Raw genomic sequence first — 19,927 nt, 5'->3', positions numbered from 1 at the left:
CCCTTTCTCGCTTTAGGTTTCAGGCTTTAGTCAATAATCTGGATATGCTCAGCTGCATTAAAATTGGCCATATCCGAGAGGATGATACGGTCCGCTTCATTGAGGCCTTGGGTGATCTGGATATATCGACCCGACTCCTCGCCGAAGCTGATGGGCTGGAGTGCCGCTTCCTCCCCGTTTTCATTAATCAGGAAGAGATTGGCCTCACTGTGCCTCTGCACATTGATAGGCCTCTCGACGAACAGCGTATCTTCCATCGTGGCAGTGAAGATCCGGGCATCGACGTTGAGCTGTGGCCTGGCAGATTCTGGCGCGCCCGCGCTAAAAGCAATTTCCACTTCAATATTGCCGTCCCGAACTTCAGGAGTAATACGGGTTACCATACCTTCGACTTTTTCTCTGCGGGTATCAATTTCAGCGGGCTGACCAACCTCCAGTTGCTCTGCTTTGGATTGTGGTACTTGAACCAAGGCGAGTAGATCTGTCTCGCTGCCGATCAGCGCCAGCTCCTGGCCGGGATTGACACCTTGCCCCAGCTCTACCGGTAGTCGTTGCAGTATGCCGTCCAGACCGGCACGTACTGTCAGTCGGTCTGTTCGTTGCTGGATACTTTGCAGTTGGGTCTGGGCTTGGTTGATTTGCTCGCGCTGGATTAACTCTGATTCGACGGCGACTTTGCGCAAGTGATTGATACGCTGTTTTTGCAGGTCCACACGTTTTTTCATCTGTTCCTGGCGTAAGACGGTGGTTTGGTAGGTGAGCTGGGAAACCACTCCACTTTTTACCAGCTCGTCCTCAGCTTCGCGACGCAACTTGATTACTTGGTAATTGGAGTTCAGTTCCGCGAGTATGGCTTCCTCCGCGAGAACATCGCGCTGATTGTTCAGAACAAGCCGCCGCAGATTAGCTTCCTCTTGTTCCAGGGAGGTTTCGGCTGCATCCAGGTCGCGCATTAATTCTGGGTTGCTCAGCTGCATAATGATGCTATCACTTTGTACTTCTGCACCGGGACGCAACATGATTTTTTCAACATTCGCTGCGGTTAGAGCGGTAATTAACGTCTGCTTGTCTGAACGCAGCCTACCATAACCATCTACCACAACTTGTAGGTCTCCCCGTTGGACGGTGCCTAGCATTAGCTGTTCCCGCTCAACCTTGTAGGCGCTGTCAGGAAGTAACAAGAGGGTGCTGGTAAATGCCACAAAAGCAAGAGCAGCACCACCTAGCATTAAAGGGTGCTTAATCAGGGGGCGTTTCTTAGGTTTAATAATATCCATATTGCGGCATTTCCTTGGTTAAGCAATCGTTGCACGCTTTTCTACTGTGAAACCTTGATGCGGGGGCGAGTTAGAGGTGGAAAATCATAACTATTTAAAACGGGTGTATTCCTGTTGGAACTCCGAGGGAGGGTGGGTTTTTATCTTGTAATTAGTACTGTCGAGCATATTTTTGTGATCAAAACTCAGGGCTTTAAAAGGGTTTTAGGAGAGGCTGAAAATGCAGGAAAATTGGTACAAGAACCAGTTGCTTGCGGTGAATGGTGGGGAAATACAGGATGGTTTGAATATTGTGAGGTGGGCAGTAACTTGAGAGGTTTAACGATTACCCAATGCATTTTGAGGATAGGTTCACAAGTAAAATTGTGGAGATGTAGTGGGAATAAAGGTGTCGTGGCTTAGTGAATCCGGTAGATTGTCTAAACCGCTACACCTTTAACAAAATATATTTGTAAAACGAAGGGCTTGATAAGTCTTAGTGCAAATTACAGGCCGAGGGTTATCCCAGAGCTTTGACCAATAGCGCCTGTTGAAGTTGATCGTCATCAACCCCCTCTGGTCGGGGTATTTGCACGATATGCCCGGATCCTGGAGCTATATCGATCGCTTTGCCTTCCGTATTCTCCATTTGCTCCAAGGGGAAGAACAAGCTACCGCTGGGAGTCATTAACTCCAATTGATCACCGCGTTCAAAGCGATTTTTAACATCAATCGTCAAATACTCAGGACTGCCATCAATAAGCTCGCCTACGAACTGTTGGCCCGGAGTTGATATCAATCCCTTTTCATATTGCTGGTATTCTGCTGGTGGATGGCGACGGTAGAAACCTTCCGTGTAGCCTCTGTTCGAGAGGGTTTCCAATTCGTCCATCATCTTCATGTCAAAGTCTTTTCCTGCTGCTGCATCGTCTATCGCGCGACGATAGATCTGAGCTGTACGAGCTACATAGTAGTGGGATTTGGTGCGACCTTCGATTTTTAAAGAGTGAACCCCCATTTCCGTGAGGCGCTTGACGTGCTGTACGGCCCGCAGATCTTTGGAATTCATGATGTAGGTACCGTGCTCATCTTCATAGGCCGGCATATATTCGCCAGGGCGACCTTCTTCCTGTAATAAAAAGGCCTGTGAAGTACTGTCACTGGTGGAGGTGGGTTGCTGGTTGGACTCCTGGATAGGTTCCTGGGTTTGCACATGAATCAATTCGCCAACTTCATTCTCTTTGGCTTCATGAGCTTGGTATTGCCAGCGGCAGGAGTTGGTGCAGGCGCCCTGATTGGCATCTCTATGGGTCATATAACCGGACAGCAAGCAGCGCCCGGAGTAGGCGATACAGAGTGCACCGTGGACAAAGACTTCCAACTCCATCTCAGGCACTTTCTGGCGAATTTCTTCAATCTCATCCAGGGACAATTCCCGGGAAAGTATCACCCGAGATAATCCCTGGCGATGCCAGAACTTTACGGTCGCGTAGTTTACCGCATTGGCCTGTACGGATAGGTGGACTGGCAGATCAGGCCAGCGCTCCCTTACCATCATTATCAGACCTGGGTCGGACATAATCAGGGCGTCAGGCCCCATTTCGACAATTTCTTCCAGGTCCCGCAGGTAACTGCGAACTTTGTCGTTGTGAGCGGCGATATTAGAGGCGATATAGAACTGTTTTCCCTGCTGGTGTGCTTCTTCTATGCCTAGGCGCAGGGTTTCAATATTTTTAAATTCATTATTGCGCACACGCAAGCTGTAGCGGGGTTGGCCGGCATAAACGGCATCGGCTCCATAGGCAAACGCATATCGCATATTTTTTAAAGTCCCTGCGGGGGACAGTAACTCAGGTTTAAACACGGAAAAACTCATAGTGGAATAGTCGGACGCGGCCGCATGTTAACGGTATTCAAGATCGCGCTAATTGATATAAATCAATTGGCGCTGGGGTGGGGGTGATAAGCTGTTATGGAGGGAATCTATGCTGTTACTCTAGCCGAATAATAGACCTCTAACCTCTGATTTTTGCTGTTTACTTTTTAGTTCTGCAGGACCTGCTGATAACCCTGTGTGTATACCCAGTCATTATTCTTGGCAGGCAAATGACATCCAAAACAGTTGTTAAGCCCGGTGCCTTTCCAGGTTTCAGTTTCACTTTTGGCTATTTCTGGCTTAAATAAAGCCCATCCCCAGCCTTCGGCCCAAGCCGGGTTTTCTGGGAAGCGGTTGTTATCGTCTTTTACCATCATAAAAGTGAATTGAAGGTCTGAGGAGTAATAAGCCAACCCTGTGGTTAAGGGCTCCGATTGGGTGCTATTAACATCCTTTACCAAAACTGTCCCATCGGGAAACTTCCCCTTTTTGCGATACCCTTCTACTGCCTGAGGTTGGGTATAAACATTATGAGTATCCCATCCATCGCCACTCGAGGACTTTACCTGATAGGAGCCCAGGAAGACCCATTCCCGGCGGTAATTATCCGGCAAAGTAATATTCCCCTGGCTATCAACCATGCTTTTATAGGTTGAATTGAGGTTTTCATCGGCCTTTGCAGAAATACCCAATACGAGTGTCAGAGCTAAAGAGGTAAATAAGTAGGCGCTGCGCATAATCCTTTTCCATTGCTGTTGATGTGGGAGAGCTATACCCGGGTTTCAGCTGCTGGAAAGTATATGAAGGCGGGAAGGGTAAAACTGTCAGCTGGCTGACACTGGCGCATATATTTGGTTCTCTGCCAGGCCTTTTAACGCGGTTTGATCGAGAAGGCAGATATATTGGCGCGTATAGTCGATAACTCCATCAGACTTCCACTGTTTAAGGAGCTGGCTGACCGTTTGCCTGCTTCCACCGGCCATGGCGGCCAATTCGGATTGGGTCAACTTGATGTCGAGTTGATGTCCATGGCCACAGGCTTGCCCCCGGTAATTAAATAGCTGAGATAACAAGTTGGCCAACCGGACCGGTAAGGGGGCGGTGATGTGGAGGAAAAGACGCTGCTGAAGCTGAGACTCCCTTGTGGCTAGTTGTTGCAACAGCCCATCGTGGGTCTGTGAATGGCGCTCCATCATGACGCTTAGATGTTGAGCGGAAGTAACTTCCAGTTCACTGTCGGATTTGGCGGTTGCTTGAAGGTCCAGGTTTTTCCCAGTTAGACCTGGTCCAAACCATGATCCGGGCCCATAGAGATCGACAATGGCTAGGTTGCCACAGTAGTCCACTTTTTGGATAAGGACGTAGCCGGCATGAATAAAATAAATCTGGGGACCAGAATCCCCTTGTCGGAATAATACCGTTTCTTTGAGGAATCGAAGTTTTTTCATTGGGTCGCTAGTTCGGTGCAAGTGGGTTGATTCCTGCTTTCAGAGATTCCTAACAATATAGAATTCTTCGGTCGTTTGTTTATCTATTTGAAGTTTAGGGAGCAGCTAACCTTACTCCATCTGTTTTGCCCTCCGACACTTTCACGGGCTATTCAATCATGATTGCTGACTCCGCTCCGAATATCCGCCCCGATTACGATCAGGTGATACAGGATATTGCAGATTATGTGCTTCATTTCAAAGTGGGTTCCAGTGATGCCTGGGAAACAGCTCGATTTAGCCTGATGGATTCCTTGGGGTGTGCCTTTTTGGCGCTGAGCTTTCCTGAATGTACAAAGTTGTTAGGGCCCTGGGTGGAGGGGACCTGGGTGCCGAATGGGGTCCGAGTACCTGGCACCCGGTTTCGCTTGGACCCGATAAAAGCCGCATGGGATATCGGCTGTACAATTCGATGGCTCGATTATAACGACACTTGGTTGGCGGCTGAATGGGGGCACCCCTCTGACAATCTTGGGGCAATATTGGCTGTTTGTGACTACTTATCGCAAGATCAATTAGCTAAGGGGGAAAGCCCAATAAAAATGGGCACGGTACTCGAAGCAATGGTCAAGGCCTACGAGATTCAAGGTGTCTTGGCATTGTCTAACAGTTTCAACCGGGTTGGGCTCGATCATGTACTACTGGTGCGGGTTGCTTCTGCCGCTGTGGCTGCCTGGCTTAAAGGTGCTGGGCGGGAGGAAATAATGGCCGCGGTGTCTCAGGCGTGGGCGGATGGTGGAGCTTTGCGGACCTATAGGCATTCCCCGAATACTGGATCACGCAAGTCCTGGGCTGCAGGTGATGCCAGTTCCCGTGGGGTTCGCTTGGCTGATTTGGCGATAAGTGGAGAAATGGGGGTGCCCGGAGTACTTACGGCACAGCAATGGGGTTTTTATGATGTCCTTTTTAGCAAGACGAATGCTGAGCAGCAATTGAAACCACCTTCAGAGCGCAGTTTTCAGTTCCCTAGAAGTTTTGGCTCCTATGTCATGGAGAATATCCTATTCAAAATTTCTTATCCGGCTGAGTTTCACGGTCAAACAGCTTGTGAGGCGGCAATTATTTTACACCCACAGGTTGTAGACCGTATCGATAACATTACTAAGGTCGTAGTGACCACACATGAATCAGCCCTTCGCATCATCACTAAATCAGGTCCATTAAATAACCCGGCAGATCGTGATCACTGTTTGCAATATATTGTTGCAGTGGCGCTCATTTTTGGTGATTTACAGCCAGGTTTTTATGAAGATGATTTTCATCGTGAGCACAAAGAGATCGATATCTTGCGGGACAAGATTGAAGTGATAGAAGATAAAGGTTACTCAAAAGATTATTTAGACCCAGATAAGCGTTCTATAGCCAGTGCGGTACAAGTATTCTTTAAAAGTGGTGACGCATCAGAAAAGATTGAAGTTGAATATCCGATGGGACACCGTCGTCGCCGACGGGAGGGGATTCCGTTATTGGAAGATAAGTTCCGTAATAATTTAGCTACGCGATTCCCACAAGGGCGGGCTAACAAAATTTTTGCAGCTATTAATGATCTTCATGGATTAAAGCAGTTGTCAGTTAATCGCTTTATGGATCTATTGGTTATTTAGAGGCTCCTCAGGAAACTCCAGAGTGAAAAAGGCGGCCATAGGCCGCCTTTTTCACTGCTCAATCTTCCCAATGCGACAGAATCGCACTTCCCAAATTGGATCGCCGCACCTCAGGAATGATTAGAACTTGTATTCAACACCAACACCGGCGTAGCTGCGATCGTAGTCGTCGTCAGCAGTTTCATCGGTGTAGAAGCCGAAAATTTTGGCTGCACTGTTGAATTTGTAGTCTGCGCCCAGGCTGAAAGTCTCACCGCCTTCTTCCTTGATGTCAGACTGGCCATACTGGGCTTTCAGGGTCCATTGGTCCAGCTTGTAAGCAACAGAACTCATCCAGCCATCAACAGAGTCGCCGGCGTCAGCGTCTTGCTCTTCGAACAGGGCGCCTACCTGTACGGGGCCGATGTTGTACTGGGCCACGAAACGATGAACGTCAACGTCCTGACCCTCAACGTCCTGGTCCATAGCGTAGGCCAGGTAAACCCCGTTGTTATCGTAGGCGACAGACATGGATACGCCGTTGTTGCGCTCTTCACCCGTTACGTCGTCAATAACTTCTTCTTTGTTGCTGATGAAAGCAGCGGAAGCTTTGAAGCCACCGAAAGAAGGGGTAGTGTATTGAAGCGCGTCTTCTTCGCGGTTATCGCTGTTGGTGATCAGGCTCTTGATGTCGCCTTCCAGATCGTTGAACAGGTCAACTTTCTTCTGGGCAACCTTCAAGGGAGTATCGAATTTACCAGCGATTACCTGGCCGAAGCCGCCTTCCAGGCCAGCGTAGATGTTGCGCTGGGAGAAAGTATCGTCAGCGTCACCGTCCATATCTACTTCGTATTCCATACGGTAGATACCTTTAACGCCTTCAGTCAGGGCGATTTCGCCCTTAACGCCCAGGCGGGAAGCGTTGCTCTGAACGTCAGTGACGGAATCGTCACCTTCGTCGGCTGCCTGGAAAGTGACATTGGCTTTGCCGTAAAAGTCGAGTACATCGCCTTCATCTTGGGCGTTGGCCAGAGCAGGTACCATGGCAACGATGGCCAGAGAGAGAGCGGTCTTATTCATAATCGTCTCGCACAGTTTATGGTTTTGGGTGAAAGGTGCCTTCCGTGTCGTCCTAGTTGGCTGCCTTTCGATTTGGTGCGGATTCTGCGTTTTGAATATTACAAACATGTTAAAAATGGCATTTTTCTTAAAAATATGTGACTGGTCGGTGCTACGAATGGCAGGTAAGCTAGTTGTAGTGAGGTTTTAGGCGCTTCAAGCGGCGGGCCGCAATCATCGTTGATTTGAGTAGAGGTGGTCAATAGTTGAACAAAAAGGGCGGTGTAAGGGATGGCGCTGCGGATGGAGTTATCGAATTTGGGGGGGCGAATTCACGGGCTTTTTCGCCTGCTGGCTAAGGCGAGAGGCATTCTCGGCTACACGGGGCCCAGCACATACCTTTGGGTCTACTCGCTTTCTATTATCGCGGTGGGTTGTTCTGCCCGATTACCCGCTGAAAGCACTCTGTGGGCACTGTATCTCTCTGTAGCTTTGTTTGCCTGGGTGGTAATACGCCGCTGGCGCCCCCTTGCTCTGATCTTTCTCTCCTTTATTGGTGCGACCTGGGCACTCCACTCTCATGAATCATCGCTGGATCGCCGGCTCCCCCTCGGTGCACATGGTGCGGACTTTGTACTTCAGTTGAACCTGGTCTCGCTGCCTGAATTAACTGAGGGGGGAGGGTTTGGCGCTAGTTCAGAATTACAAACGGTGCGTTTTCGCGCTCGAGTTGTGGATATTGTTTTCAGTTCTTTAGGTGAAGAGGGTGGCCAGTTAGCACCGCCAGAGCTATCTATCGGTAGCCTTCTCAACCTAACCTGGTACCGAGTTGACGGTGAGGCTCTAGCTCGTCTGCGGGGTGGCTCTCAATGGATATTGCCTGTGCGATTGAGAAGCCCTAGGGGAAGTGTGAATCCACATACATTCGACTATGAAGGCTGGCTTTTGCGAGAGGGGATTACGGCAACAGGGTATGTTCGCCCCCGCGATTATCCTCCTCAGTGGCTGGGGCAGGGGAATGGCATTATCGAGCTAAGGGATGAATTGCGCTCCCAAATTAGTCAGTTACCGATCCAGCGACCGGACCTGATAGCGGCGTTATTACTAGGAGATCGCAGTCAGTTGAGCGAAGGTGATACCGACCTGCTTAAAAGGACAGGTACGGGCCACCTTATTGCCATATCCGGCTTACATGTGGGCATGGTGGCCGGTTGTATTTTGTTGATGGGCACCGTACTGGCAAAAGGGATTGGGCTTTTTACGGGCACCAGCCGTTTTGGTATTGCGATAGGACTCGCCTTGGTGGCGAGCCTTGTTTATACCTTGATCGCCGGCGTTCCTCTATCCGCACAACGGGCGCTTGTAATGACCTGGGTGCTATTACTGGGTTGGCACTGGCGGCGCAGACTGGGAGCGGGTTTTGCTTTTTCATTGGCTCTGGCAATAGTGCTTACCCTGCAGCCACTGGCTTTTTACAGTGCTGGTTTTTGGTTGTCCTTTGTGGCCGTCGGCAGTCTGCTTTTGGGGTTCAGTGGGCGAATTAGCTTAAGTCGAGAGCCGCAATGGAGGCCGAAGGCTGAGGCCCCTGGTGCTGTAACCTCATGGCAGCACCGATTTTCCCAGTTATCGTTATGGCAGCTGTTGCGAAGCCAGTGGCTGATTGCAATTGGCCTGTTTATCCCATCGATAATATATTTTTCTGGCTTTAGCCTTTCAGGTGTATTGGTCAATCTTGTAGCGATTCCCTGGATGGGCCTGTCTATTTTGCCATCACTTATGTTAGGTGCTGTATTTATTGATACTCAGCTGGGTGTTTGGCTGCTGCAGTTTGCAGGTTGGCAATTGGATCTGCTGATGACTGCGCTCGATATTGTCGATCATTCGATACCGGGGTTCCGTGGTTTTGCGATTGCCTCCACTGCATTGGTGATAGTCATCGCTGGGCTTGGCGCGGTGCTACTTTTGCTGCCTAAAGGGTTGCCAGGACGCAAGTTAGGCTGGTTATTTTTTCTTCCAGTTGCTCAGCCCTGGCTTTCTACATTGGCGCCGGCAGATGAGCGTTTGAAGTTATCAGTGCTGGATGTTGGTCAGGGGTTGTCAGTAGTTATCAGCACTGGAAAAAGTCGTATTGTTTACGACGCAGGGCCTTCAATCCCCTCGGGCTGGAGCGCGGGAGGTTCGATAGTGGCTCCCTACTTGATGAGTAGCGGGGGTAGTGAACTCGATGTACTAATCGTCAGTCATGGAGATAGGGATCATGCCGGCGGCGTGGCGGGTTTACTTAGAAACATTGAAGCAAAAAAGCTCTATGCCCCAGGGATTTTAGCTAGCAATTTACCACTATCGGCAACCACGATTACTGAGCAGTGTCGGGCAGGAACGGAAGAGCAACTGGGAGATATATCATTTCGATGGTTATGGCCTTCCTTAACGGCACAGGGAGAGGAATTACTGGATGGTGAGGAGAACGATCACAGCTGTGTAATTTTGGCTGAATGGCAGGGGGTGCGTTTACTGCTTACTGGGGATATCAGTCGTAAGGTTGAATATCAACTGTCTAAAATGTATCCACAATTTCCCGCTGTTGACGTACTGATTGCGCCTCATCACGGTTCCCGCTCTTCCTCATCGGCCGCTTTGCTCGAGTGGGCAAGACCTAAACGGGTTGTATTTAGTGCCGGTTTCCGCCACCACTTTGGTCACCCTCACACCGATGTTGTGGAGCGCTACCAAAACTTCGGTGCCAGTATTTTCAGTACTGCGGAGAGCGGAGCGGTAGAATTTTTCTGGCGAGCTGGAGATCAAGAGCCGCAAATTTTACAGGCTCGTTTGGCACCACGGTTTTGGTATGCGAGTCACAACAGGGAATAAGGATGCGTGGGAGGACTTAGCCGCCGGCACCAGCTGTGATAAAGTGCTGCTCTGCGTCGAGGACGCAGTAATAATTTTCCAAAAATTCCCTCTGGTTTTCTGGGGCTAAGAAAGTGTTTGAGATAATAAAATCCGGCGGCCTGCTGATGTGGCCAATCCTGTTTTGCTCTGTAGCGGTTATTGCTATTTGTGTCGAGCGTTTCTGGACTTTGCACTCGCAGCATATTGCACCACGTACTTTATTAGGTGAGGTGTGGGGCTGGCTTAAAAACAACCAGGTCAATGCGGAAAAGTTGAAGGAGCTGCGCGATTCCAGCCCACTGGGAAAAATTTTTGCTGCGGGCCTGTCCAACTCCCGCCACGGTCGCGAAGTAATGAAAGACAGCATCGAGGAAACCGCCAGCCAGGTCGTGCATGAACTGGAGAGATTCCTGGGTGCTCTGGGCACGATTGCTGCCGTAGCACCGCTGATTGGCTTGCTGGGTACTGTGATCGGTATGATCCAGGTATTCACCGCGATTATGGTGGAGGGTACCGGTAATGCAGGCGTACTGGCCGGCGGTATCAGCCAGGCATTGATCACCACTGCCGCTGGTCTGACTGTCGCTATTCCGGCGTTAATGGCGCACAGATACTTCCAGCGTCGCGTTGACACGATTGTTGTGGCAATGGAGCAGGAAGCCGTCAAGCTTGTGGATGCTCTGCACAGCGATCGTAAAATCGAAGATGCGGCTTGAGCGGGGTAGCAAGCGATGCAATTCCGCCGCCAATCCACAGAGCAGGAAGGGGTTAACCTGACACCACTTATCGATGTGGTATTCCTGCTGTTGATTTTCTTTATGGTGTCTACAACCTTCACCAAGGAAAGCCATCTTAAGCTGAACCTGCCTGAAGCAGCAGGCCCCCAGTCTGTTGACCAACCAAAATCTGTAGAGATTTTGATCAGTGCTGATGGTTCTTATTTAGTAGATGGACAAGCTTTGATCAATAAGAAGATCAACACCCTCAAATCTGCGCTGTCGGAAGTTTCCGCAGGCGAGTACAATCGCCCGCTTGTTATAACCGCCGACGCCACCGCTCATCATCAAGCCGTGGTTCGGGCAATGGATGCCGCTGGACAGCTAGGCTTTGTCAACCTAAGCATTACTACACGGCAGCCGGAAGAAAACTAGCGCGGAACCCTGTAGGGAGCTGACTTACCTTCGGTTTCTGTGCCCACTCGCCCCAGTAGGGGCGAGTCCATTCATTGGTCTGTATGAAGAAAGTAAAAGCGCCCCCCAGCAAACCGCAAAATGGGGCGGAAACTTACCGTCGATTGCTCACTTATGCCCGCCCGCACATGGCGATTTTCGGGGTTGCGGTACTGGGCTTCTTCCTGTTTTCGATCATGGGCGTCAGCCTGATTGCTGTGACTGAGCTGTTGCTCGATGCAGTGGGAGCTGGTATCCAGGAGAGCCGCGGCTTTCTCTCAAAGTTTGTAGCATCCTATTACCCCGATGGAGTAATGCCCCAGGAGACTGCTCGTTGGCTTGTACCGCTTGCAATGTTGCTGATTATTGTCCTCAGGGCTATTGGCAATTTTGTCGGAAGTTATGGTCTGGCCTATGTGGGGCGGGCGGTGATCCACGAGTTGCGAACACAGCTATTCGAGAGAATTGGCCAGCTTCCCAGCTCCTATTTTGACCGCTATACCGGCGCTTACCTGATCTCAAAGGTCTCATACAATGTTGAGCAGGTAACCAACTCCATCACCAAGGCGGTGAAGGTGCTCTTCCGCGAGTCGTTTACGGTAATCGGTCTCTTGACCTACCTGTTACTGGTGAACTGGAAGCTGACTTTAACCTTCTTCCTTTTTGCCCCTTTGATCGCCTTTATTGTGCGCATCGTGGGTAAGCGTTTCCGCAAATTAAGCCATCGCATTCAGAATTCCATGGGCGACGTTACCCATGTCACCCAGGAAGCGATCAATGGCTACCAAGTGGTGCGGATGTATGGGGGGCAGGATTACGAGAAATCCCGTTTCCTCTCTGCCAGCGACAATAACCGCCGGCAGTTTATGAAGCTCGTAGTAGCAAACAATGCCAGTGTTTCTGTGATTCAGATACTGGTTGGTTTGTCTACAGCAACTATTGTCTGGCTGGCTCTTGCACCGGGTATGGTTGAGTCCATGACTGCTGGGGTTTTTGCCGCCTACATTGGTGCGGCTGCATCACTGGCCAAGCCGGTGCGCAGTCTTTCCGAGATTTTTGCCGATATCCAGAAGGGCATTGCGGCAGCGGAGAGTATCTTTGAGGTAATGGATGCTCCCAGAGAGCCTCAGGGTGGTGAAGCTCAGCTACCTAAGCCTGTGAATGGCACCGTAGCTTTTGAAGGGCTTGAGTTTAGCTATGACCCGGCAGCACCCAAAGTACTTTCCGACATCAGTTTCGCGGTAAGTCCGGGAGAAACGGTGGCCCTGGTGGGTGCATCTGGCTCCGGCAAGAGCACGCTGGTAAGTTTGCTGGCTAGATTTTACGAGCCGACAGGTGGACGTATCCTGATTGATGGGACTGATATTTCCACGGTGCCACTTAAAGAGTTGCGCCGTCATATCAGTATGGTTTCCCAAAATATCGTACTGTTTAACGACACTGTATATCGCAATATTGCCTACGGTGAGTTGGAACATGCACCCAAGGAAAATGTTCTGCGTGCTATGGAGCAGGCACATGCGGCTCAATTTATTGAAGAGCTACCTGAGGGGTCGAGTACGGTTCTGGGGGATAATGCGCAGATGCTTTCCGGCGGCCAGCGCCAGCGTTTATCTATTGCCCGCGCCCTGCTTAAGGATGCGCCCATACTGATCTTGGATGAGGCCACCTCAGCACTGGATAATGAATCGGAGCGCCATATTCAGGCGGCTCTGACTGAAGTCATGAAAAACCGCACTACGTTTGTTATCGCCCATCGTCTAAGCACGATTGAGAATGCCGATCGCATCCTGGTGATGGAGAAAGGTCGAATTATAGAGAGTGGGAATCACGCAGAACTGCTCGCCAAGGGTGGGCGATACGCGTCTCTTTTACAGCAGCAAACAACGGGGTAGGGCACCTGGATGTCACTGGAAGACTGGTTTAACAAGCGCTGGTACCCGGAAAAGGGTGAAGGTCGCTCGCTCTCCCTGCTCACTCCGCTGGAATTACTCTATGGGGGTGTCAGCAAGCGGCGCCGGGTACTGAGCTCGCGCACTCCACCGGAACCTCTCTCTGTCCCTGTTATTGTTATTGGTAATATTACTGTCGGGGGTGCCGGTAAGACACCATTAGTGGCGGAGTTGGCTCGCTGGCTGAAAGAGCGCGGGCGAAATCCGGGAATTATCAGTCGCGGTTATGGAGGTCGTGCAGAAAAATACCCTTATCAGGTGACAGCGCAATCCCACCCATTGGAATCTGGTGATGAGCCACTGATGCTGCATCTGATCACCGGTGTGCCGGTGATGGTTTCTCCCAATCGCACTGAGGCGGCCCAGGCTTTGATCGATTACCATCAGTGCGATGTTATTTTGTCTGACGATGGGCTACAGCACTATAGTTTGTGGCGCAGCTTTGAGATTTGTGTGGTTGATGGCCATCGTGGGTTGGGCAATGGTCACCTGCTGCCGAGGGGGCCTCTCAGAGAGCCGGCGAGTCGCCTGCAAAGTGTCGACATGCTGGTGAGTAATGGAGAGCCTGAAGTGCGTGTCAAAGATCAATGTGACGGGCTTTTAGAGCTTGGAATGACACTGGAACCATCCTGCTGGCACCAGTTTAACCTCGACCAAACATCCACATTGCAGTTGTCTTCGGGGCCGGAGGTGGGGCCTTGTCACGGTGTTGCGGCGATTGGCAATCCGAAGCGCTTTTTCCGTTCATTGAAAGCAATGGGATTTGAGGTTACCGAGCAGCCTTTTGATGACCACCATCAATTCAGTCCCCAGGAGCTGCACTTTGACGGGGAAACTCCAGTGATTATGACTATGAAAGATGCGGTGAAGTGCCGCGATTTCTGGGAAAGTCACTGGTGGGCCCTTGAAGTACGAGCCAAACTGCCAAACGATTTCTACCAAAAAGTGCATAAGCACCTGCAACAATTTAGTGAAAATGAAAAGTAACTCTTCTTTTGATGTCATTATTCCTGCACGTTATGGCTCCAGTCGTCTACCAGGTAAGCCCTTGGCTGATATCGGCGGCAAGCCGATGGTAGAGCATGTTTATTTGCGTGCCCGTGAGAGCGATGCCCAGAGGGTGGTTATCGCCACCGATGATATGCGTGTAGCGGAGGTGGCCCACGGCTTCGGCGCCGAGGTGTGTATGACATCTGCCGAGCATTCTTCGGGAACTGACCGGCTTCAGGAGGTGGCTCAGAACCTGGGCCTTGCCGAGGACCGCATTTTGGTCAATGTGCAGGGCGATGAACCCTTGATACCCGCCGAGGTGATAAATCAAGTGGCTGAAAACCTGGCGGCTAGCAAGCGAGCCGGCGTTGCAACCCTGGCGGAACCCATCACCTCAGTGGAGGATTTTCGCAACCCGAATATCGTCAAGGTAGTGACAACAGAGTCCGGGTTGGCCAGGTATTTTTCCCGAGCGCCAATCCCATGGCCCAGAGATGCCTTCGCGTTGGATTGCAGTGAACTACCAAATGGCTTGGAACCTCGCCGTCATATCGGTATCTATGCTTACCGTGTTTCGCTATTACGTCAGTTTGTCTCCTGGCCTATGGCCCCGCTAGAGCAATTTGAGGCTCTGGAGCAGCTGCGTTTTCTTTACCACGATCAAGAGATTCATGTAGCGGATGCCTGCGCAGAAGTGCCCGGTGGCGTAGATACTGAGCAGGATCTTCAGCGCATGCGAGAAACCCTGGCCTGATGTAGAAGCTAATGATTGAAGTCAATATCGATTTACAGCCCCACAATACCCTGGCAATTTCGGCAAACACCGCTTTTTTTGCGCGTGTGGAAACACTGGATGAATTGCGTGAGGCTTTGAGCTTTGCGCAGCAGAAGCGTTTGCCGATCCTGCCCTTAGGTGGGGGCAGTAATATTGTATTGACGGGGGACTTTCCCGGGCTTGCTATTCAGGTCGGGTTGCGAGGGCTAACTATTACTCCCAATGGTCGCGGCGGCACGATTGAGGCGGCGGCCGGAGAGGAGTGGCACCAGTTGGTTATGTCTACTGTTGAACAGGGTATGGGAGGCTTGGAAAACCTCGCGCTGATTCCTGGTAAGGTGGGCGCAGCCCCAATCCAAAATATCGGCGCCTATGGTGTCGAGTTGTGCGACTTTTTTTGCAGCTTGCAGGCTATGGAAATTTCTACAGGTGCACTACATAACTTTTCCGTGTCGGACTGTGAGTTTGATTACCGGGACAGCGTGTTTAAAGGGCGGTTGCGTGACCAGTTTATTATTACCCAGGTTAATCTTCGCCTTGAGCAAGATTGGCAGCCCAGGGTAGCTTACCCGGCGCTGCAGCAATTTATTGGCCAGCAGGGTTGGGATTGTGACTCTTTAACACCCGCACAAATTGCCGCTGCGGTTATCGATATTCGCAACAGTAAATTGCCGCTCCCCGATCAAATTCCCAACGCGGGCAGTTTTTTTAAAAACCCTGTGGTGAATGCGGACATTTACCAAAACCTTAAATCTGCACATCCGGATTTAGTAGCCTATGCCAGCGGTGAGGGTTGGAAGCTGGCCGCAGGCTGGCTAATTGATCGCGCTGGTTGGCGGGGTAGGCGGCAAGAAGCGGTTGGTGTTCACCACCAGCAGGCATTGGTTTTGGTCAATCCCGGCCGGGGCTGCGGTGATGATGTAACAAGATTGGCTCGCGCTATCGCTTCTGATGTGCAGGATAAGTTCGGTGTTACCCTGGAGCCCGAGCCGCGCTATTACCCTTAATCTATTTAAGATTGTTTGCATTGGAGTGCGGACAACCCCTTCTTTTATTCTTCACTGAATTACAGTTAGGAAGTATCCAATAGAAAAGTGCGAATTATTGGGTGGGGTTGGCAGTTTTCAGCCTGAATCTCAGTAGAGAATTGTTCTATTTGTTGACGATTATTTTGTTATAACGAATTCAGCCTCTTACATTTTCTCATATTCCGATTTCTTTCATAAATAGTTTCTGCGATAAATTGAATCTTCTATCGCAAATTTTGCGGAAGTGCTCATCTTGATCGCAGAAAAATTAATTGGTACGTTTCTACGCTATAATTAAATGTTATAAAGGCAGCAAGATCCTATGGTCAATTGTCTGTTCGGCAGCATTTGAAACGGTGCTTCTGCTTTGCAGTAGCGTTTTTGTCTGGTATGTTGCGGTTGGGTTCCGGGGGGGCCTACACGGGGTAGTTTCACCGTGAGCTAAAAAGAAGAACGCAGTTTATAGAGCTCGTGCGTTGGGGATGTATACGCGGCGTAGCTACTGCACTTATCCGTAGTTGGGGATAGCTTGATCAAAGTCTTAGTGGTGGATGATCACGATCTTGTGCGAATGGGCATTTCGCGCATGCTGGGTGATGTTGAGGATATAGAAGTCGCCGGAGAGGCAAACTGTGGCGAGGAGGCCCTGGAATTCGTTCGCCGGTCTAATGTTGATGTCATTCTGATGGATGTAAAAATGCCAGGAATGGGCGGCCTTGAAGCGACTAGAAAGCTGCTGCAGCGGTGCCCGGAGGCAAAGGTTGTTGCCGTTAGTGCACTCGATGATGATTTATTCCCGGGCCGCTTGATGCAGGCTGGGGCAATGGGTTACGTGACTAAAGGCGCGGACCTTGAAGAAATGGTTCGAGCGATACGGACGGTTATTTCAGGTGGTGTTTTTATCAGTAATTCCATGGCAACCAAAATGGCGATGCGCAGTGTCAGTGGCCAGGATGATCAGCAATCTCCGTTTGAAAAATTATCTAAAAGGGAATTGCAGACTGCAGACATGATCGTCAATGGCGCCAAGGTTGCGGATATTGCAAAGTCTCTCTCGGTAAGCCCCAAAACGGTGAATAGTTACCGCTACAGGATTTTTGAGAAGTTGGATATTAATAGTGATGTAGAGTTGACGATCCTCGCTGTTAAACACCAAATTCTCGACCCAGATGCTGCACTTTAATTGAAAAGTGGCTGATTTCTTAAAATATTGAGGCCGGTTGCCAGATGTTCGATAGCAAGCGTTTCCTCGCGACAGTAACTCGCAAACCCGGCGTCTACCAGATGTTCGACGCCGAAAATAAAATCCTCTACGTAGGGAAAGCCAAGAACCTTCGCAATCGGTTGTCGAGCTACTTTCGCAGCTCCGGACTAACGACAAAAACCATGGCGCTGGTGCAGCGTATTGGAAACATCGAAGTCACCGTTACGCGCAGTGAAACCGAAGCCCTGGTGCTTGAACAAAGCCTGATCAAGTCCCAGCGGCCCCCATACAATGTGATGCTGAAGGATGATAAAGGGTACCCTTATATCTTTCTTTCCAGCAATGACACTTTTCCCCGTATTGCATTCCACCGTGGTTCCAAGCGCAAGAAAGGCCGATACTTCGGACCTTTTCCAAATGCATCGTCGGTTCGCGACAGCCTGAACTTTTTGCAAAAAACTTTTCGAATCCGCTCTTGTGAAGACAGTGTTTTTCGCAACCGTTCAAGGCCCTGCCTTCAATATCAGATAGAGCGCTGCACTGCTCCCTGTGTCGATTTTATTTCTCCCGAGGACTATCGCCAGGATGTTCGCCACGCAGAGATGTTTCTCACGGGTAAAAGTGACAGCATTATCCAGGAGTTGGCCGATCAAATGGATGAGGCATCCCGGGCGCTGGAATTTGAAAAAGCCGCGAGACTGCGAGACCAAATTTCCGCGCTGCGTCGTCTACAAGCGGATCAGGTAGCTGAGGGTGCAAGTGGCGATGTGGATGTGCTGGGGATAGCCAGTGAGGGCGGTAGCTGTTGCGTACACGTTCTGTTTGTCAGGCAGGGGCGAATTCTGGGGAGTCGCAGTTATTTTCCCAGTGAGCGCCTGGGACTCACACCGCCAGAGCTACTTTCCGCATTTGTCCCGCAATTTTACCTGGGCAGTCCCCGAGAGATCCCCCGTGAGATTTTAGTGTCAGAGGCCTTACAGGATCTCGAACCACTTCAACAGGCTCTTAGCGAGCAGTGTGGTCGCGATGTTGGTATCACCCATAAGTTGCGTGGCAAGCGGGCCACTTGGGTTGAGATGGCGCAACAGGCAGCACAACAGAATTTGACTAGTCGAACTGCAGCCCAGCAAAAACTCTACAACCGTTTCGAGAAGCTACAGGAAGTATTAGAACTGGAGCAGCTCCCGGAGAGGCTTGAGTGCTTTGACATCAGCCATTCTTCCGGTGAGGCCACGGTTGCGTCCTGTGTTGTATTTGATACCGGAGGCCCGGTGAAGTCGGATTATCGCCGATTCAATATTGAGGGTATCCAGGCGGGCGATGATTATGCGGCAATGGGGCAAGCGCTAAAGCGGCGCTATACGCGCCTTTCCGGTGGTGAGGGCAAATTCCCGAATATCCTGTTGATCGACGGGGGGAAGGGCCAGGTTACACAAGCGGTTGAAGCTCTGAATGAGCTGGGCATCGTCGGAGTGCAAATTATTGGTGTTGCCAAAGGAACTACACGAAAAGCGGGCTTTGAAACATTACATGTGGTTTCCAGTAACAAAGAGCTTGTACTCTCCGCCGACTCATCAGCACTGCACTTAATTCAACAGGTGCGAGACGAAGCGCACCGCTTTGCTATCGCTGGCCACCGGGCAAAACGGGATAAAAAGCGCAGGGAGTCTCCTTTGGAAGGTATTGCAGGAGTAGGGCCCACTCGCCGCAGGGCGCTGCTGCGACATTTCGGAGGTTTGCAGGAGCTAAAGCGCGCAACAGTAACGGAGATTGCCAGCGTGGATGGTATCAGCCGGAAATTGGCTCAGGATATATACTCGGCACTACACCACGAGTAGAACAGGATTGAGCTGGCGATTAAATGGCCAGTTTTTTCCAAAGCGTTTCATTTTGCGCGATGGCTTGATAACGTACGCCCTCCGCAAGAATAGAGAAAAGTATGACAATCGCCAATCAACTGACGCTGTTACGTGTTGCTTTGATCCCATTTTTTGTTTTGGTTTTCTATTTGCCGTACAAGTGGAGTTACATTGCTTCTGCTGCAATTTTTGCTGTTGCCGCAATTACCGATTGGCTTGATGGCTATCTCGCCAGAAAATTAAATCAGAGTACTGCCCTAGGTGCCTTTCTGGACCCGGTTGCCGATAAGCTAATGGTGGCTACTGCATTGGTCTTGCTGGTGGGACTGCATGACAATCCGCTGTTTGCGATTGCTGCGGCGGTGATTATCTGTCGAGAGATCGCGGTCTCTGGATTGCGGGAGTGGATGGCTGAGCTGGGGCAGCGCAGCAGTGTTGCCGTTTCCTATGTAGGCAAAGTCAAAACCACCGCACAGATGGCAGCAATTCTTGTTCTGCTTGCCTTCGATGTTAGAGAGTTTCCGGTGATGGAAACTATTGGATATCTGCTGCTCTATATCGCTGCCGGCCTCACCTTGTGGACAATGGTGATGTACTTGCGCGCCGCATGGCCGGCCCTTATGGCCGACAGCCGGGATAAGTAGATAGAGGGGAATTACTTCTCTCACGAAATTGGCGCCTCGATTCTGGCATTTGCTGGAAAACGAGGCGCTCTTTACCCCGCTTAAACTCGCTCTTCCTCTTCCAAACCCCTGCGCTCCTCTAAATTGTTAGATACTTTTCTGCAATCTATAGGA

Annotated in this window: 16 protein-coding genes; 11 read left to right on the top strand and 5 right to left on the bottom strand. The window is 50.5% G+C overall.

Going from position 1 to position 19,927, the window contains the following annotated elements:
* Positions 1-26: 26 nt before the first annotated feature.
* The 4 genes from ACJJI5_RS13575 to ACJJI5_RS13560 form a co-directional block, all read right to left on the bottom strand.
* Positions 27-1,277 (bottom strand): efflux RND transporter periplasmic adaptor subunit, encoded by a 1,251-nt coding sequence (locus tag ACJJI5_RS13575; protein ID WP_444905372.1) that lies wholly within the window; start codon positions 1,275-1,277, stop codon positions 27-29.
* A 499-nt stretch (positions 1,278-1,776) separates the two neighbouring features.
* Positions 1,777-3,132 carry a prephenate-dependent tRNA uridine(34) hydroxylase TrhP gene (gene trhP, locus ACJJI5_RS13570; protein ID WP_445354343.1) on the bottom strand — a complete coding sequence of 452 codons (1,356 nt, stop codon included), beginning with the start codon at positions 3,130-3,132 and terminating at the stop codon, positions 1,777-1,779.
* 167 nt (positions 3,133-3,299) lie between these two features.
* The gene (locus tag ACJJI5_RS13565; protein ID WP_445354342.1) at positions 3,300-3,869 is read right to left on the bottom strand and encodes a cytochrome P460 family protein; all 570 of its coding nucleotides are present in this window, start codon (positions 3,867-3,869) and stop codon (positions 3,300-3,302) included.
* Positions 3,870-3,956: 87 nt separating this feature from the next.
* Complete coding sequence (locus ACJJI5_RS13560; RefSeq protein ID WP_445354341.1) at positions 3,957-4,580, bottom strand: Crp/Fnr family transcriptional regulator; 624 nt, start codon at positions 4,578-4,580, stop codon at positions 3,957-3,959.
* Positions 4,581-4,738: 158 nt separating this feature from the next.
* Here ACJJI5_RS13560 and ACJJI5_RS13555 point away from each other — a divergent pair, with 158 nt between their 5' ends.
* A complete protein-coding gene (locus tag ACJJI5_RS13555; protein ID WP_445354340.1) occupies positions 4,739-6,223 on the top strand; it encodes a bifunctional 2-methylcitrate dehydratase/aconitate hydratase in 1,485 nt (494 codons plus the stop codon).
* Positions 6,224-6,343: 120 nt separating this feature from the next.
* On the opposite strand, the gene ACJJI5_RS13550 is transcribed toward ACJJI5_RS13555, so the two are convergent.
* On the bottom strand, positions 6,344-7,282 hold the full coding sequence (locus tag ACJJI5_RS13550; RefSeq protein WP_444905367.1) for a porin: 939 nt from the start codon (positions 7,280-7,282) through the stop codon (positions 6,344-6,346).
* Positions 7,283-7,552: 270 nt separating this feature from the next.
* Between ACJJI5_RS13550 and ACJJI5_RS13545 the strand changes: the two genes are divergently transcribed.
* From ACJJI5_RS13545 to pgsA, 10 genes are all read left to right on the top strand, one after another.
* Positions 7,553-10,132, top strand: a complete 2,580-nt coding sequence (locus ACJJI5_RS13545) for a DNA internalization-related competence protein ComEC/Rec2 (RefSeq protein ID WP_445354339.1) — start codon at positions 7,553-7,555, stop codon at positions 10,130-10,132.
* Positions 10,133-10,245: 113 nt separating this feature from the next.
* Positions 10,246-10,869 carry a MotA/TolQ/ExbB proton channel family protein gene (locus tag ACJJI5_RS13540; protein ID WP_413665667.1) on the top strand — a complete coding sequence of 208 codons (624 nt, stop codon included), beginning with the start codon at positions 10,246-10,248 and terminating at the stop codon, positions 10,867-10,869.
* Positions 10,870-10,884: 15 nt separating this feature from the next.
* Entirely contained in the window at positions 10,885-11,304 is a 420-nt protein-coding gene (locus tag ACJJI5_RS13535; RefSeq protein ID WP_445354338.1) for an ExbD/TolR family protein, read from the top strand.
* Positions 11,305-11,387: 83 nt separating this feature from the next.
* Positions 11,388-13,217 (top strand): lipid A export permease/ATP-binding protein MsbA, encoded by a 1,830-nt coding sequence (gene msbA, locus ACJJI5_RS13530; protein ID WP_445354337.1) that lies wholly within the window; start codon positions 11,388-11,390, stop codon positions 13,215-13,217.
* Between the two features lie 9 nt (positions 13,218-13,226).
* Positions 13,227-14,261 carry a tetraacyldisaccharide 4'-kinase gene (gene lpxK, locus ACJJI5_RS13525; RefSeq protein WP_445354336.1) on the top strand — a complete coding sequence of 345 codons (1,035 nt, stop codon included), beginning with the start codon at positions 13,227-13,229 and terminating at the stop codon, positions 14,259-14,261.
* Positions 14,251-15,018 carry a 3-deoxy-manno-octulosonate cytidylyltransferase gene (gene kdsB / locus ACJJI5_RS13520; RefSeq protein WP_445354335.1) on the top strand — a complete coding sequence of 256 codons (768 nt, stop codon included), beginning with the start codon at positions 14,251-14,253 and terminating at the stop codon, positions 15,016-15,018. The genes lpxK and kdsB overlap by 11 nt, the downstream gene beginning before the upstream one ends.
* A gap of 11 nt (positions 15,019-15,029) precedes the next feature.
* Entirely contained in the window at positions 15,030-16,046 is a 1,017-nt protein-coding gene (murB, locus tag ACJJI5_RS13515; protein WP_445354334.1) for a UDP-N-acetylmuramate dehydrogenase, read from the top strand.
* Positions 16,047-16,596: 550 nt separating this feature from the next.
* Positions 16,597-17,250: a response regulator gene (locus ACJJI5_RS13510; RefSeq protein ID WP_413665673.1), complete on the top strand. Its 654-nt coding sequence runs from the start codon at positions 16,597-16,599 to the stop codon at positions 17,248-17,250.
* A gap of 44 nt (positions 17,251-17,294) precedes the next feature.
* Positions 17,295-19,109, top strand: coding sequence for an excinuclease ABC subunit UvrC (uvrC, locus tag ACJJI5_RS13505; protein ID WP_445354333.1), 1,815 nt, complete (start codon positions 17,295-17,297; stop codon positions 19,107-19,109).
* Between the two features lie 101 nt (positions 19,110-19,210).
* A complete protein-coding gene (gene pgsA, locus ACJJI5_RS13500) occupies positions 19,211-19,774 on the top strand; it encodes a CDP-diacylglycerol--glycerol-3-phosphate 3-phosphatidyltransferase (RefSeq protein WP_413665675.1) in 564 nt (187 codons plus the stop codon).
* The last annotated feature ends 153 nt before the right edge of the window (positions 19,775-19,927 follow it).

This window comes from Microbulbifer maximicatervae (SeqCode) (assembly GCF_052467955.1).
The sequence above is the reverse complement of the archived record's forward strand: the minus strand, read 5'-3'. Positions and strand labels throughout refer to the sequence as shown.

Excerpts from the sequence above, each read along its gene's own strand:
- ACJJI5_RS13575 (WP_444905372.1), bottom strand. The coding sequence starts at position 1,277 with ATGGATATTATTAAACCTAAGAAACGCCCCCTGATTAAGCACCCTTTA.
- trhP (WP_445354343.1), bottom strand. The coding sequence starts at position 3,132 with ATGAGTTTTTCCGTGTTTAAACCTGAGTTACTGTCCCCCGCAGGGACT.
- ACJJI5_RS13565 (WP_445354342.1), bottom strand. The coding sequence starts at position 3,869 with ATGCGCAGCGCCTACTTATTTACCTCTTTAGCTCTGACACTCGTATTG.
- ACJJI5_RS13560 (WP_445354341.1), bottom strand. The coding sequence starts at position 4,580 with ATGAAAAAACTTCGATTCCTCAAAGAAACGGTATTATTCCGACAAGGG.
- ACJJI5_RS13555 (WP_445354340.1), top strand. The coding sequence starts at position 4,739 with ATGATTGCTGACTCCGCTCCGAATATCCGCCCCGATTACGATCAGGTG.
- ACJJI5_RS13550 (WP_444905367.1), bottom strand. The coding sequence starts at position 7,282 with ATGAATAAGACCGCTCTCTCTCTGGCCATCGTTGCCATGGTACCTGCT.
- ACJJI5_RS13545 (WP_445354339.1), top strand. The coding sequence starts at position 7,553 with ATGGCGCTGCGGATGGAGTTATCGAATTTGGGGGGGCGAATTCACGGG.
- ACJJI5_RS13535 (WP_445354338.1), top strand. The coding sequence starts at position 10,885 with ATGCAATTCCGCCGCCAATCCACAGAGCAGGAAGGGGTTAACCTGACA.
- msbA (WP_445354337.1), top strand. The coding sequence starts at position 11,388 with ATGAAGAAAGTAAAAGCGCCCCCCAGCAAACCGCAAAATGGGGCGGAA.
- lpxK (WP_445354336.1), top strand. The coding sequence starts at position 13,227 with ATGTCACTGGAAGACTGGTTTAACAAGCGCTGGTACCCGGAAAAGGGT.
- kdsB (WP_445354335.1), top strand. The coding sequence starts at position 14,251 with ATGAAAAGTAACTCTTCTTTTGATGTCATTATTCCTGCACGTTATGGC.
- murB (WP_445354334.1), top strand. The coding sequence starts at position 15,030 with ATGATTGAAGTCAATATCGATTTACAGCCCCACAATACCCTGGCAATT.
- uvrC (WP_445354333.1), top strand. The coding sequence starts at position 17,295 with ATGTTCGATAGCAAGCGTTTCCTCGCGACAGTAACTCGCAAACCCGGC.
- pgsA (WP_413665675.1), top strand. The coding sequence starts at position 19,211 with ATGACAATCGCCAATCAACTGACGCTGTTACGTGTTGCTTTGATCCCA.